Source organism: Bacteroidales bacterium (assembly GCA_013141385.1).
Classification (GTDB): domain Bacteria; phylum Bacteroidota; class Bacteroidia; order Bacteroidales; family Tenuifilaceae; genus UBA8529.
Map to the genome: position 1 here is coordinate 120,143 of JABFRB010000021.1, position 16,867 is coordinate 137,009.

7 protein-coding genes are annotated in these 16,867 nt (G+C 36.7%); 6 read left to right on the forward strand and 1 reads right to left on the reverse strand.

Features of this window, described 5'->3' with window-relative positions; translation table 11 throughout:
* Positions 1–549: 549 nt before the first annotated feature.
* The 5 genes from HOO91_13395 (at position 550) to HOO91_13415 (ending at position 13,811) form a co-directional block, all read left to right on the forward strand.
* Complete coding sequence (locus HOO91_13395) at positions 550–5,796, forward strand: hypothetical protein (GenBank protein ID NOU18544.1); 5,247 nt, start codon at positions 550–552, stop codon at positions 5,794–5,796.
* Positions 5,797–5,978: 182 nt separating this feature from the next.
* On the forward strand, positions 5,979–9,275 hold the full coding sequence (locus HOO91_13400) for a SpoIIE family protein phosphatase (protein ID NOU18545.1): 3,297 nt from the start codon (positions 5,979–5,981) through the stop codon (positions 9,273–9,275).
* Positions 9,276–9,342: 67 nt separating this feature from the next.
* Complete coding sequence (locus tag HOO91_13405; GenBank protein NOU18546.1) at positions 9,343–10,341, forward strand: hypothetical protein; 999 nt, start codon at positions 9,343–9,345, stop codon at positions 10,339–10,341.
* Between the two features lie 39 nt (positions 10,342–10,380).
* Complete coding sequence (locus HOO91_13410) at positions 10,381–13,041, forward strand: transglutaminase domain-containing protein (protein ID NOU18547.1); 2,661 nt, start codon at positions 10,381–10,383, stop codon at positions 13,039–13,041.
* A gap of 35 nt (positions 13,042–13,076) precedes the next feature.
* A complete protein-coding gene (locus tag HOO91_13415; GenBank protein ID NOU18548.1) occupies positions 13,077–13,811 on the forward strand; it encodes a copper homeostasis protein CutC in 735 nt (244 codons plus the stop codon).
* A gap of 281 nt (positions 13,812–14,092) precedes the next feature.
* Here the strand turns inward: HOO91_13415 and HOO91_13420 are convergent, their stop codons facing one another.
* Complete coding sequence (locus tag HOO91_13420) at positions 14,093–15,127, reverse strand: hypothetical protein (protein ID NOU18549.1); 1,035 nt, start codon at positions 15,125–15,127, stop codon at positions 14,093–14,095.
* Between the two features lie 412 nt (positions 15,128–15,539).
* Between HOO91_13420 and HOO91_13425 the strand changes: the two genes are divergently transcribed.
* Complete coding sequence (locus tag HOO91_13425) at positions 15,540–16,856, forward strand: hypothetical protein (protein NOU18550.1); 1,317 nt, start codon at positions 15,540–15,542, stop codon at positions 16,854–16,856.
* Positions 16,857–16,867: the final 11 nt, after the last annotated feature.

The following is a 16,867-nucleotide window of genomic DNA, read 5'->3' on the forward strand; positions in this document are numbered from 1 at the left end:
GCTAAATACGTTGCACAATCTCCCCCACAAAATATCCAAAAATAAAAATACAAAAATATTTTATATGCAATTAAAATTTGCAAGGTTTTTTATGGTAAATGAAAATCTATTCTTCAGTTTATCATAAATATGTTTATTCTTCACTTTTGATTTAAAAAATTGTACGGACTAATCAAAAAGTTAATAAATCCTCAATGATTAAATATCAATAACGATTCTTACTAGCAAATTTGAAACAATCTTCACCCTGAAAAGGGTGATTCATTATTGTTCTAGGCAACATCCATGTGTAAAATAGAACTCATTAGAACTGACCGAATTTAAAATTTCCTAAAAATAAACTTCATTAGAACAATATTCATACCCTCTGTCTATAAATTTGTTAGAACTATTTAGTCTATATCAATAAAATGAAAAAGGTGACATATAATATCGAAATGATTGTCAAATATCTCCTCGGTATCGTTGTGATAGATTAAATATTATTATAAATTGACTGCTTATTAAAATCATCAATTTGGAAAAATTTTACTAATTAATATTCCCCAAATGAAAAGGATAATGTTAGTTGCGCTGTTTCTCTTAATGGTAACAGCAGCATTTAGTCAAACAACAAATGGTTTCAATTACCAAACTGTTGTCCGAAATGCAAGTGGAACGGCTCTATCAAATCAAACTGTAACGTTCCATATCATTTTAACGAATGGCGATGGTTCAATCACTCATTATTCTGAAAATCAGAATATAACTACAACTCAATTTGGTATTGCTAACTTGGTGGTTGGCCAAGGAACAGTTGAAACAGGTATATATAACAATATACCATGGAACTCTGGTGATATTGTGATGAAGGTTGAAATCAAACTTTCCGGAAGTTCAACCTTTACAGACATGGGGTCAGTTATTTTAAGGCCTGTTCCTTTTGCAATGTATGCGCTTAATGGCCAACCTGGACCTCAAGGGCCAAAAGGAGATCAGGGTATTCAGGGTGTAAAAGGGGATACGGGGGATCAAGGAATTCAAGGAGTTCCCGGTCAAGATGGTAGAAGTTTAACAAATAAAGGTACTTGGGTTTCTGGAACAACCTATTCACATGGGGATTATGTTTTTGCTTTGGGATCGGTAAACCCAAGTTCTATGTGGATAGTAAAATCCAATACATCTTTTGTTTCAAACACTCAACCTTCCAGTGATACGGGTAACTGGACAGAATTTGAAGCACCTGTTGGCCCTCAAGGGATTCAAGGAATCGAAGGGAAGGAAGGCCCCCAAGGAATACAAGGCCCTCAGGGGATTCAAGGGGTTGCAGGAACAGGTTTAACCAACAGGGGTAGTTGGAGTGGAAGTGTTTCTTACCTATCTGGCGATTATGTGTTTGATAGATCAACCGCTAGCGCCTCGGTAAATTCGATGTGGATTTGCCAACAATCCGTTACGTCTTCAACACAACCCTATCAGGATCTTGCCCACTGGGTTGAGTTTGAGGCTCCCGCTGGACCTCAAGGAATACAAGGTCCTCAAGGAGTTAAAGGGGATGCAGGGCCAACTGGTGATACGGGTCCTACTGGTCTTCAAGGTAATGGAATTTCACAAACCATTAATAATGGCGACGGAACCTATACTTTTAAATACACTGATAATAGCCAGTTTACAACTTCAAACCTTACAGGACCTCAAGGAGCAAAAGGAGATCAGGGAATTCAAGGCATTCAAGGGATAGCTGGAAATCCGGGTGCTGCTGGCTCTGATGGCATATCAATACAGTGGCTAGGAACACTTACAACAAGACCTGCTTCACCCACGCTAAATCAAGCCTATTATAATAGTACTACTAAACTTGCGGAAATTTGGACTGGCTCTGCTTGGGGTACCCTTGCTAAAGACGGAGCCACAGGAGCTACCGGTGCTACTGGTACTACTGGTACTACTGGTGCTACTGGTGCAACTGGACCAAATGGGATTTCAGTGCAATGGATAGGCTCTTTGGCTTTGCGGCCATCTTCACCAACATTAAATCAGGCTTACTACAATACTGTAACAAAAATATCAGAAATATGGAATGGCTCCTCATGGAATACGATTGCTCAAGATGGAGTTATGGGGGCAACCGGAGTAGCCGGATCGAATGGAACTAATGGAACTAATGGAACTAATGGGAGCAATGGCGTTTCAATTCAGTGGTTAGGAACATATACTATAGCACCATCATCACCAACGTTAAATCAAGCTTATTATAATTCCAACGATAAAAAATCTTATGTTTATAACGGTTCAACTTGGAATATTTTAGCTCAAGATGGCTCGACAGGTGCTCAGGGGATTCAAGGTATACAAGGTATTCAAGGAATACAAGGAACACAGGGACCTGCTGGTACGGGTCTTACAAATAAAGGGAATTGGACAAATGGGGCATCTTATGTTTCAGGAGATTATGTGTTTAATAGGTCTTCCTCCAATCCTGCAGTGAATTCAATGTGGATTTGCCAGTTAGCTCTTACTTCAACAGTTCAGCCCTACTCAGATCTTCCGCATTGGTCAGAATTTCAAGCACCTGCTGGACCACAGGGGCCACAAGGAAATACAGGGGCAACTGGGGCTAATGGAACGAATGGAGTTTCAATTCAATGGCTAGGAACTTTAGCAACTGCACCCGCATCTCCTACAATTAATCAAGCCTACTATAATTCAACAAGTAAAATATCCTATATATATAATGGATCTTCATGGAGTATTCTGGCTCAGGATGGCGTACAGGGGCCTCAGGGAATTCAAGGAATTCAGGGGCCTGTTGGGCCGCTTGTTTCAGGAACATCAGGACAGACTCTATATAACAATGGCTCAACATGGGCTGCCACCTCTTCCTTAATTAATGATGGTGTAAATGTCGGTATTGGTACAACACCAACTCAGAAATTGGATGTAAACGGTAGCTTGCGATTAAGAAGCACTCTTTACGACTATAATAACCTACCGGGTTCTTTAAATCAAATTCTTACTAAAGGAGCATCAGGAGTTCTCTGGCAATCGCTTCCTACTTTGGGCTTAACAAATGGGACAGGAACTTCTGGTCAGGTTGCATTATGGAGTGGTACTAATAGCCTGCAAGGTTTATCCAATATAACATGGGCATCAAGTCTTCAAGTTGCAAGTAACCTAACCGCCCTACCCGATGATCCTATTTTTGAGGTTAAGAACAAAGATGGCAAAGTTGTTTTTGGAGTATACCAAAGTGGTGTGCGTGTGAATTTTGATGATTCACCTACTGCGAAGGGTGCAAAAGGGGGATTTGCTGTTGGAGGCCTTTCAAACCAAGCAAAAATAGCACCCTATGAGTATCTTCGTATATCACACGATAGCGCAAGAATCTATGTAAATGATGCATTAGTTAAAGGAGCAAAAGGGGGATTTGCTGTTGGAGGCCTTTCTAATCAAGCAAAAGGAGGTGCTAATAATTTTATGAAGTTAACACCGGACAATTATTTTATTGGGCAACAAAGCGGAAGCCAAAATACTACAGGTTTATATAATTCATTTATTGGCTACCAATCAGGGTTGTCTAATACAACAGGCAATAATAACGTTTTTCTTGGTTTTTCCTCTGGATATACAAATAGCACTTCAAGTAATAATGTTTTCCTGGGTTATGAAAGCGGTTACTCATCAAATAGTACTTTCGGTGGAAATGTTCTTATTGGATATCAGGCTGGAAGAAATAGTACAACTGCTTACTATAATTCTGTAGTAGGTTATCAGGCTGGATTTAACAATTCTGGAAATTATAACTCGCTTTTTGGATATAATGCAGGTTATACAAATACTGGAAATTATAACTCGTTTTTTGGGTATAACGCAGGTTATTCAAATTCTGGAAACTATAATTCATTTTTTGGGTTTAATACCGGTAGTTCCAACACAGGAAGCTATAATGCTTTCTACGGATGGAACTCAGGTAAAACAAATACCGGCAACTATAATGCTTTTTATGGTCCTTACGCAGGATATAACAACGATGGTGTTGCAAACTCATATGTTGGTTATCTAAGTGGGTATTATAATCAAACTGGTGGCTACAACGTTTTTATGGGCAATCAATCTGGGTATAAAAATACAACAGGAAGTAGCAACGTGTTTATTGGAAACCAGAGTGGCTATAATAACACTACAGGACAGTATAATACTTTTATAGGTTATCAAACTGGATATACCAACAACGCCAGCTATAACTCATTTATTGGATACCAATCAGGATATGCAAATTCTACTGGACAGTACAACACTTTTATGGGTTACTATGCTGGAAGAGCGAATACCACAGCAAGTAGCAATTTATTCTTAGGCTACCAAAGTGGTTATAGTAATACAACAGGCTCATCTAATATTTTCATGGGTGAAAGTGCTGGTTACAATAATTTAACGGGGCAACACAATGTGTTTATAGGAAGATTTGCTGGTTACTCAGGCACGCTTATTCATAGTAACATATTCATTGGGGATAGCGCAGGTTACTTCTCAAACAATCAATTTGCAACCAATAACGTTTTCCTAGGTTATGCCGCTGGTAAAAATACTCAAAGTTATAATAACGTTTTTATTGGCAACCAAGCAGGATGGAGTAATACAAGTGGTCAAAATAATATCGCAATTGGCGATATGGCTGGATTTAAGAACACTTCAAGCCAAAACGTTTTCATTGGTACATCAGCGGGTGAAAAAAATACTACCGGATTCTTTAATATTATGATAGGTAGATGGACTGGTAAAAACAACACAACTGGAGCGCAACAAATTCTTATAGGTGGTGGAGCAGGAGGCTCTCTAACTACTGGCGGCGAAAACGTTATGATTGGAAATAATGCCGGAGCAGTGAATACTACTGGAATTGGTAACGTTTATATTGGAACAAGTGCAGGGTGGAGTAATACTGGTACAAAAAACATCTTTATTGGTTATAAAATAGGATATGCCGCATTCCAAAATGTTTCCAACGCATTAGTAATCGGAACTGATGTTAACGGCGCAACACCCCTTTTATATGGAGAGTTTGATAACAAAATTCTAAAATTTAATGCCAATGTTGCTGTTAATGCAGATCCTACCTCTTCAAAATTCTACTCATACGACGACAGAACTACTGCTGTTGATGATCCTGCAATAATAGGAGAACATACGCTTAATACAACCAGCTATGGAATCGGGGTAAGAGGAATTGGTGGTTATTACGGAGTGCAGGGTTTATCAACAGTTTCGGGTACTGGTTCGCGCACAGGGGTTCGCGGTAATGCATCTGGAGGATCTTCAAACTTTGGAATTTATGGGTATGCAAGTGGAACAACCACGAATTACGGGATTTATGGTTATGCTACAAGTGGAACAACTAATTATGCTGGCTATTTTGCTGGAAATGTAACCGTAACAGGTACTTTCTCAAACCCTTCGGATAAAAATTTGAAGAAGAACATTAATCCTCTTACTGGTTCACTTAAAAAAGTTCTTAACCTTCAAGGCGTTACTTATGATTGGAAGTCTGATCAGGAATTAACCGATTTTAGAAAATCATCTGATTCAAATGGCAAGGAAGAGACCAGGAAATTTAACTTCCCAAAAGGAACTCAGATTGGTGTAATTGCTCAGGATGTTGAGAAAGTTCTACCTGAACTTGTGCAAACCGATGGTGAAGGGCTAAAATCTGTTGATTATATTAAGATGATACCCATTCTAATTGAAGCAATTAAGGAACAACAGAAGCAGATTGAAAAATTATCGGAAGAACTTGAGGCAATAAAAGCTAAGAAGTAGAAAATTTTTAAATTGTAAAAAAGCCCGAGGCAGATCCTTCGGGCTTTTTTACTCGAATATGTGTGCCAAAACATTTTTAAATGCAAGAGTTTGCCATATAAAAAAGGATTAAGTTATATTTGTATAGATCATAATTACCAAATTTTATCTATTTTTAATGATTATTCATATTTCGCTTTGATATGAAAGTCTTTAGGCTATTATTCATATTTATTTTTTGCGGTACAAGTCTGATTGGACAGGTTGTAAACAAACTTGGCCATCCATTATTACGGAATTTTACACCTGAGGAATACGGTGCTAGTGAGCAGAATTGGTCCGCTATTCAGGATAAAAGAGGTGTAATGTATTTTGGGAATCTAGACAAAGGGATTCTTGAGTACGATGGTAGGACATGGCGTAAAATTGCCATTCCCAACAACTCAGAGGTGCGTTCTCTTGCAATGGACGATAAGGGGACTATCTATGCTGGAGCCATTGGTGAATTTGGCTATCTGTCGCCAGACATTCAAGGTAATTTGAAATATGTATCATTGAATACTTTTAATAGAGATAGTTTTAAAGTATCTAATATTTACAAAACTTACTATTACAATAATAAAATCTACTTCTGTTCCAAGAAATATATTATTATCTATAATAAACAAAATACCAAAATAATTGATATTGAAAAACCGGTGGATTGTGCAAACTTTTTTTCTTTTATTGTCAATAATCGGTTCTACGTTGGAAGTTATGTTAAAGGATTAAGAGAGTTAGTTAACGATTCCCTTGTGAATGCAACCAATGGTGGCTTTTTTAAGGATAAGAATATTTATTTTATTTTGCCAAATAAAGATGAGCATGTAATTATTGGTACCGATGTTGGATTTTACATATACAATCAACGCACGGGTGAGATTAAACAATATACTGATAAATCAAACTTAATAAATAAGATCCTTGAAGAATCTATCGCTTATCATGCCTTGGAGCAACCAAATGGTAACTATGGATTTGCATTTCCACTTTCAACCAAGTATAACTATCTTGAAACGGAAAAAAATGGTGTCCCCTATGAAGCCATTAATCCATCTATAGGATTAAAAGATCCATCTATCACTTTTCTGTACCGTCCATCCGAAAACATTTCTGAGCAACCCTTGTGGTTAACTCATTTTAATGGGGTTTCAAGGGCGGAAATTCAATCACCCTTTCGCAGATTTGGAGAGGAATCGGGATTCGAGGGTTCAATTATTGATATTATTCGATTCAATGGTACGTTATACCTTGCTACGCTAAAAGGACTGTATAAGCAGGTAGAGGACAACGGTTTTTTAAAGTTTGTTCCAGAACCTATTGTAAACTCAAATACTTGGTCGTTCTTAAAATTTAATAATCCCGAAACGGGAAAACAATCTTTATTGGTAGCATCATCTTCAGGTATTTTTGAGATAAACGAGAGGGGGATTATAAAATCTATAAGTGAAGAGTTTAAACGTTATGCAAATATTGTTGGCTATTTTCTTTTTCAGTCAAAAACAGATCCTTCAACTCTTTACGTTGGAGATCAAAGTGGTTTAATTGGAATTCGATTTGTAAAAGGGAAATGGCGTCTTATCGGTGAAGGTAGAATTAATAAGAAATTTTTAAAGTCTAACATCCGAAGTATCGATGAGGATACTAATGGAGCCCTATGGTTAGGCACTTATGTCGATGGTGTGGCTAATTACAACCCAAAAACTGATAGTTTAAAATTCTTTGGAATTGAAAGTGGACTACCAACACTTAAAGAAATTCAAGTATTGAATTATAAAAATCAGTTCTTCTTTTGCACATCAAAAGGTTTCTACAAATTCGATTCAAAATTAAATAAGTTTATTCCCACTGGTTTACCGGGTGATTCAACAAAACTTTTTGATCATGGTATAAATCGAGTTGCTCGTATCCCCAAAGGATTTGTTATGGCCTGTTTTAATAAAACCACTAACTGGATTGAAACCATTGAATCAGATAGCACTGGAAAATATATTATTGATGATATTCCATTCAAACGATTACCCGATAAATTTAGTGACGCTCTTTTTGTAGATGATGATGGAACTATTTGGATTTCAAAAGCCAATGAATTATATAGTTTTAATCCAAAAACTAAAAGGAACTATAAAAGTACATTTAATGCTTTAATCAGAAAAGTTACATCTAGAGATGACTCCGTGCTTTTCAATGGTACCTATAGAATCAAGTATTTTGATGGCCGTTACCTAACCTCATTAATACAGCAGCCTGAGCAAATATATAAGCTACCTTACCATTTCAACCGATTAGTCTTTGAGTACAGCGCTACCTTCTACGAGAAAGAAGAGGATACTCAGTTCAGCTATCTACTTGAGGGATCTGATGAAAGTTGGTCCATTTGGAATAAAAAAACAGAGGCAACCTATACCAACCTAAAGGAGGGTAATTATACGTTTAAAGTTAAGGCTCGAAATATTTACGGAACCGAGAGCACCGTTGCAGAGTATAAATTCTCTATAACACCCCCTTGGTATCGTACTATTCTTGTCTATATAATTTATGCATTGCTATTTATTGCTCTTGTATGGATTCTTGTTCGTTTGAATTCCCGAAGGTTAATTGCAGAAAAGGAGGCGCTCGAACAAATTGTTAAGGAACGTACCGCAGAAGTTGTTGCACAAAAGGATGAAATTGAAGTTCAGAATGAAAAAATATCCATTCAAAACGAGGAGATCAAAAGCAGTATTCATTATGCAAGTCGAATCCAAGGGGCAATTCTTACACCAGACGAGCAAATCCAGAAGGTTTTCGATGAGTATTTTATCCTTTTCTTACCTCGCGACATTGTTAGTGGTGACTTCTACTGGATTACAAAAGTTGGTACAAAGAAGATTTGCGTTGTAGCCGACTGTACAGGTCACGGTGTTCCTGGAGGATTTATGAGCATGCTGGGTATGTCATTCATCAGCCAGATTATTAGTAAGGGTGGATCCTACCATCCCGGAGATATTCTAAATCAGCTCCGTTCATCTGTTATCAACTCACTACACCAAACGGGCGAAGTTGGTGGTAGTAAGGATGGAATGGACATTGCTATTTACGTAATTGATGAGGAAACCAATATACTTGAGTTCTCCGGAGCAAATAATCCTCTTGTACATATTAGAAATAATGAACTAACCCATATCAAGAGTGACAAGATGCCAATTGGTATTCACCTACGTGCAAATGAGCCGTTTACTACTCACACTATTCAACTGCAACCAGGTGACTGTGTCTATACCTTCTCCGATGGTTACGCTGATCAATTTGGTGGACCCGACCAACGTAAGTTTATGATAAAGAACCTGAAGGACTTACTTCTTGAAATACATCTACTTCCAATGACTGAGCAGAGAGAGCGTCTTCACAAAAACCTTCTCGACTGGCACAAAGATTCTCCACGAATTGATGATGTTGTTGTTATGGGAGTTAGAATTTAACATAAACAATTATATTCATTACTATCTGAATTTTTCTAATTTTGCTTGAACCCTAAAAACTAAAGTTTTGGAAATTAATATCGTTATCAGGGAACTTCTGGCAAAACACAATTATATCAGCCTCCCTGGCCTTGGAAGTTTTGTTCAAACATACGAACCAGCACACCCTTCAGCAGATGGAAATAGTTTTATTGCTCCTAAGCAAACTGTTACCTTTGATGATTCGCGAACTTTTAATGATGAGGCAATTGAGAATTACCTTTGTGAAAAAACGGGAATTAGCCATTCAAATGCTTCTGAATTGCTCGCAGAGCATGTGAAAAAAATAAATGAGTATGTCAATAGTGGTAAAGAATTCATTTTTGAAAATGTTGGTGTTCTTAGCAGAGATAAAAAAGGTAAAATACGTTTTGAACAAGCCAAAGAGTTAGATATTGCAATATCTACCTATGGTCTTAAAGACATTGTTGTTTCAAAAACCAATTTCAAAGTTGATAAACCAAAAGCAAAAACTGATTCTCAATCTATTCCAGCAAAAGCAGAAGTTCATCCGTATAAAAAATCCTCTACACCTAAAATTTTAATCGGGGTCTCTATTTTCATGGCTATTGCGGTACTGTCCTCTATGTTTATTTTGATACCTGACTTCCGTTTTTGGAAAAAGGCTGGCGAAAGCAGTAATTCATTAACAACTACAGATACTCTTAAAAAGGTTGATACTAATTTGACTCAAACATCGGTAGTAAAGAATGACACTGTAAATTCAAAAATAGATAAAACAATTACAGATAATACTGTAAAGAAAACCGCACTATACTACAAAGAACCAATAATTCAAGAAAATAAAACGTTCTACCTTATTGTAGGGAGCTTTGGCAAATTGGAAAATGCCCGAAAACTTGCAGAAAAATATTATCAGAAAGGGTTTAAAACCGAGATTATACAAGCCAACGCAATGTACCGTGTTTCAATCAACAAATTCACTGATAAAAACATTGCGGTAAGCGAATTTAATAAATTTCATAACAATAATCCTGATGTATCTGCTTGGTTATTGGGAATATAACCGCTTTTACTTTTACCACCCAATTAAATCAATGCCTTGATGAGAAAACTAAGAACAACCATCTGGTTAGCAATATTATTGCTAATAAATTTAATAACATCTGCACAGGAAAAGCATTTAATTTCTGACCATTCATATCGAAATATTGTTCACAATCAATTTCTTAAAAGTAAAGAGCTAGCAAAAGGAAGAGCGAATATTCTCTTTGGAGTATTTAACAATCCTATTTCCCTTGAACAAAAAGAGGCTCTCGAATTCCTTTATGCTTTTATGCCCTTAAGTGATCTTGCTATGCATAATGGTAATTATGTTCTTTCGCAGGTCAACACCGCTCTTCAGGCTCGAGAATTCTTCTCCTGGGGAAAATCAATTCCTGAAGAAATCTTTAGGCATTTCGTACTACCGTATCGAATCAATAACGAGTATACCGATACCTCTCGTCAGGTTTTTTATAAGGAGATAAAAGATAGAATAAAAGGATTGTCTATGTATGAAGCCGCATTGGAGGTTAACCATTGGTGTCATGAGAAGGTAACTTATAAAGCCTCTGATGATCGTACATCTGGCCCTCTTACAACTGTTCGGAATGCTCTTGGTCGTTGTGGCGAAGAATCAACCTTTACCGTTGCTGCATTGCGTTCTGTGTGCCTTCCTGCTCGTCAGGTTTATACTCCCCGTTGGGCTCATACCGATGATAATCATGCATGGGTTGAGATTTGGGTTGATGGGAAATGGTATTTCCTTGGAGCTTGTGAACCTGAGCCAGAACCTAATATGGGTTGGTTTGCAGCACCAGTTAAACGAGCGATGATGACCCATACTGTGGTGTTTGGGCAATATCAGGGATTCGAGGAAAAACTGCAAGTTGAGGACAAGTATACTCGCATAAATCTGCTTGCCAACTACACGCAAACTAGGACGATTCCAGTAAAAGTGCTGAAAACTGATGGTAAATCTGCGGCATTTGCAAAGGTTGAATTTATGCTCTATAATTATGCTGAATTCTATCCAATTGCAACTAAATACTCCGACAGAAAAGGCATCTGTTCAGCAATTTCGGGTTATGGCGATTTAATCATTTGGGCATCGCATAATGGTTTCTATGGCTACCAAAAAGTTTCGGGTAATTCTACTGATACTATAATTGTAGTATTAACACCTCCAAATTATAAATCATTTGTAGAGCAATACGACCTTGTACCCCCTGTAACGCAGTCCATTCCTGTGACCGATGCAAATAAGGCAGCAATTAATAATCAGTGTTTACAAAATGAGGATTTGATCCGAAATAAATACATATCAACATTTATTGATTCCGCATCAATCATTAATCTAGCAAAACAGAAAGAGTTTCATTATAACCAAATTGCTACATCACTAAAAAATAGCCGTGGTAACTGGAGGGAAATTTACACCTTTATTAATAGTCTTGATTTAAAAGATACTACTGATGGTTTTACAATTCTTAGAAATATCTCCGAAAAAGATACTCATGATGCGCTAGCCTCAACACTTAACGACCACTTGAAGAGTTTATCTACTTTTCCTGTGATTGATAATACTATAAGTAAAGAGAATATTGAAAGGGACATAATATCACCTAGAATTGGACAGGAGTTTATTACACCATGGAGAAGTTTTCTACAAAAATCATTTAGTAAAAAAGATATTGAAGAGTTTAGAAAAGATCCTACGACTCTAGTTAAATGGATCTCTCAAACTATAAAAACAGACACCTTAAGCAATTACTATAACGTTCCACTAAACCCCGAAAGTGTATTCGAAATGAAGGTTGCGGATAGATATTCCCGCGATATCTTTTTTGTTGCTTCGTGTCGTAGTTTTGGTATCCCAGCTCGTATTGAATCAGCAACCCGTAAACCACAGTATTTGCAAAACAATAAGTGGGTTGATGTTCTTTTCGAAAAACAAGTAACTGTTGAATTGCCGAAAGGAGAGGTTATCCTAACGAACCAGTCGAGCGATAAAAACTTTATCCCTCAATACTACACTCATTTTACTATAGCGCGGCTTGATAAGGGTCAATTTACAACCCTTGATTATGAAACAGATCCAAATCTTAAAACATTCCCGTGTAAACTTAATCTCGAAACTGGCTATTACCGTTTAATGACCGGGAATCGACTTAACAACGGTTCTGTTAAGTGCAGAATTGAATACTTCACTGTTGAGAAGGACAAAAAGGTAGAGATTCCAATTATTGTGCTTCCCATTGAAACTCAAACAGGGGTGCTTGGTAAAGCAGATCTCGATGCAGGATTTAATTCTTTAGATGGAAAATCGGAGTTTATACTAAAGAGTTACCTTGGGAAAAAGGGTTTAGTTGTTGCCGTTATAGATCCTGATAAAGAACCCACCAAACACCTAATGGAGGATATACAATTAGTAAAATCAGGCTTTGAACAATGGGGCGGACAAATTCTCTTTATCGTTGCAAAGGATAAACTATCTAAAGACTTCAACTCTTCAATCTATAAAAACATTCCAAAGATTTCTACTTTTGGATACGATCCAACTGGCGATGTGACAGATGCCATTGATTTGATGTGTGGAAAAAACACTGGGACACAATATCCACAGGTATCGGTTATTAATGCTAATGGAGAGATAATCTTTTATTCAGAAGGATATAGCATTGGAATGGGGGAAACTATCTTGAAGAATTTGAGTAATAAGTAAATTCATGTATTTAAATTATTTAATACGATAATAGAATGTTTATCCTTGAAATATGCGCCAACTCAATTCAAAGTGCCATAAACGCTCAGGAAACTGGAGCGCATCGGGTAGAACTTTGCGAAAACCTTGCTCAAGGAGGGACAACACCATCATTTGGTTTCTTATCCCAAGCAAGAAAATTATTAAATATCAAACTTAATGTTCTTATTCGTCCTCGAACAGGAGATTTCCTCTATTCAGATTTAGAATTCAATATAATAAAAGAGGATATCAAAGCAGCCAAAGATCTTGGTGCTGATGGGATTGTTTGTGGAATTCTGCTTACTAATGGAGATGTTGACATTGAACGTACAAAAGTATTAGTTGAATTGGCAAAACCAATGTCCTTTACATTCCATAGAGCATTTGACTTTACCAATGATCCATTTAAATCTCTTAATGATATTATTTCAATTGGTGCCGACAGGGTTTTAACATCTGGGCAACAACCAACAGCCATTCAGGGAGAGCATCTAATAAGAGAACTGGTGAAACAGAGCAACGGCAAAATCATTATTATGCCCGGAAGCGGAGTGAATGCAGAAAATATTGCATACCTTCTCGAAACAGGTGCAACAGAATTTCACATGAGCGGTGTTTCATCCTTAGAAAGTAAAATGACCTTCCGAAAATTGGGAATGACACTCGGAAATCCCGATACAGATTACAAAATACAAGAAAGCAGTATTGAGAAGGTAAACGCTGTTCTTGCTATTCTTAATAAAGAATAAATACAGTATGCTGAATAGAGATATCTATAACGATTTCTTATCACATCCAAAAAAAATCTACCTGCTCTCGAATTTTTAAAAAAAACTCTGCCCGACAATATCGGGCAGAATAGAAACTATCGTTTATTACATTGAGTGTTTTATCCTAGTTCAAAGTAACCATTAATCTTAAGGAAACCCATTGAGTTCTGGTAACCAAGTATTCTGGGTAACCTTTACAATCATTATGGTTTACCAACGATAACAACGAACTAACGGTGAATTACAATTACTTTCATGCATCAGTCATACCTAAAAATATTATCTGGTATCGGACAAGATTTATTTTCATTCGTTTTATAGAACTTACTTACTTGAAAATAGGTGTTATTATATATCTCCCCAATTCCTTGAGGTCTACCACGAAAAACTACGGCAGCAGTATAAACATTAGTGCCATAAAAATCATTGTTGTATATCCAAATATTATTACCTGCATAACAATTGTATGGATTACCATGTATATCAAAATGATGATCTATTCGAGCTCCTTTCGAATTCCTAACCTCGTTATAAGAGGCATCGTAACTAGGTTGATTCAGAGCATCTCCTCCACCTGCAATTGCATGCCGATTGTTGTCAAAATAATTATGATGGATATAAGCAACCCCCGCATCGCTAACCATTACCCCATAACCCATTACTTCATCTTTAGCATAACCCAATTCTGCATTTTCATCATCAAATAAATTATTCGCAATATTATCATGAAAATTATTCGCATAAACTTCATTTTGACCAGGACTCCTAAAGGAAGTGGCTGCACCAGGAAATCCTGAAATGTCACAGTTTTGAACTTTGCCATAATTCGCACTCGGTCCAAAATAGATTCCACTGGCACCGCTATAACACCTCATGGGCGAAGCAGAAGGCCATGGACCTTTGATTTTTAATCCTTCAATGGTCACATGCTCCCCATCAGTCAAAAACAAGGTACGTGTTCGAGGAAGGTATGCCGCCGTTATTGTCTTTCCGCCTGATCCATATGATGTTCCACCACCTGAAATCGTTGTGTTCGATGGGATATTGATACCATAATCAGCATCACTATAAATATTGGCGGTTATATTAATAACGCCACCACTATTATTTTGGGCTATCTCTGCTAATCGTGCCTTTAGCTCTCCCCATGTTGAAACACTGTAATATGCTGAGACTTTCTTTCTTGGTGAAACATTTTCATCAATTTTACTTTTTTCAGTAATATCTGCTTTATCACAGCCTACCATTATGCTGCCAATAAAAAGCAAACTAAAAATCATTCTTAATTTAAACATAAACTTTCTTCCTTTTTTATTTAATTATTATTATGGTTTATTGCTCTTTTAAACTCCTTCTTATTTGTCCAAATTACAAATGAGCAATTTTTGTAATTGTGGTTTTCTATAATATTCCTTGTGGGTAGGTCAAGAATAGAAGAAAAATAAGTTGTAAAAAATTATCCGCTTAAGCTTTATCTATATAAAATTATACATTTTTTTATTTTAAACAAATATTATCGACAGTTTTAATGAAAAAGAAATTCTCAATTCTTGTACTCTCCGTTTTTCGGTCTTAATTATTTTCTCTGCTTAACGTTAAGTTAACATTCCTCCCTAATTCTTAACATAGAGTTAATGTTCTCATAATCATGAGGCAATATTCTTGCTATTCCTTTGTATCAGAAAAAAAGACTAAAACGAATAACGGATGAAAAAACATTTAACTCTATTTACACTTTTATTACTAGCATTTACTGCTAACACTTTTGCGCAAGAATCTAACAATCCTATTGATACTCTTGCAAACTACGTTCAAAAGATGAATACCACCGTAACTACCCTAAGCAAACTGAAAATTTCTGGATATTTTCAGTTTCAAGCCCAAAAGGCAGACTCAATGGGTGTTAAATCTATGGCTGGGGGTAACTTCGGAGCCAATCAGAATAACCGTTTTGGGGTTCGCAGAGGTCGTATTAAGTTTGCATACGCTGGAAGGCTTAGCAACTATGTAGTTCAGTTCGATGTAACTGAAAAAGGGTTTGCTACAAAGGATATATATGCAAATTTCACCGATCCTTGGATGCAAGCCTTCACAATACAAGGTGGTGTTTTTAACCGTCCGTTTGGTTACGAAATTCCATTCTCATCATCACAGCGCGAAAGCCCAGAACGTTCAAGATTTACTCAAACTCTATTTCCACAAGAACGTGATCTTGGTGCAATGCTAACCTTCCAGATGCCTAAAACTTCCCCTTGGAATTTTCTAAAAATTGATGCTGGTTACTTTGCAGGAAACGGTATTGGCCAGGAGTTTGATAATAAGAAAGATTTTATTGGTCGTATCAGCATTTTAAAAATTACTCCAAATGAAAAAATTCGCTACGGTCTAGGTTTCTCATACTACAACGGCGGAGTTTACCAAGCCAGCGTAAATTCTTATAAGATGTGGGAATCTGATGGGGTGAAAGGCTTCTACCGAGATGATACACAAATAGCAAAGGGTGCTTTTGCAAAAAGAGAGTATAAGGGATTTGATGCCCAAGTTTCCATAGAATCTCCAATTGGTATAACAACGCTTCGTGGTGAATATGTTATGGGTGTTCAACCGGGTCAAAGTGGTTCATCAACAAGCCCCAATTCTGGTTCAACAGACTTTACCGCAACAGGATACGATACCTATGTCAGAAATTTTAATGGTGGGTATTTTTACTTCGTTCAATCTATTTATCATACCCCGCTTACCATTGCTGTAAAATTTGATTTTTACGATCCAAATATCAAAATATCAGGCAACGATATAGGAAAAACCTCAACAACAGAAAGTGCAATAAATGCAAAAGCCACCAACGCTACCGATTTAAAATATACAACCGTTGGATTAGGTTTGCTCTACGCTGTTTCAACTAATGTAAAATTCACTTGTTACTATGATATGCTTAAAAACGAAACAAGTAATAATTTAAAAAACTACAAAAACGATTTATCTGATAATGTTTGGACAATCAGAATGCAATACAAATTTTAATTAGAAACTAA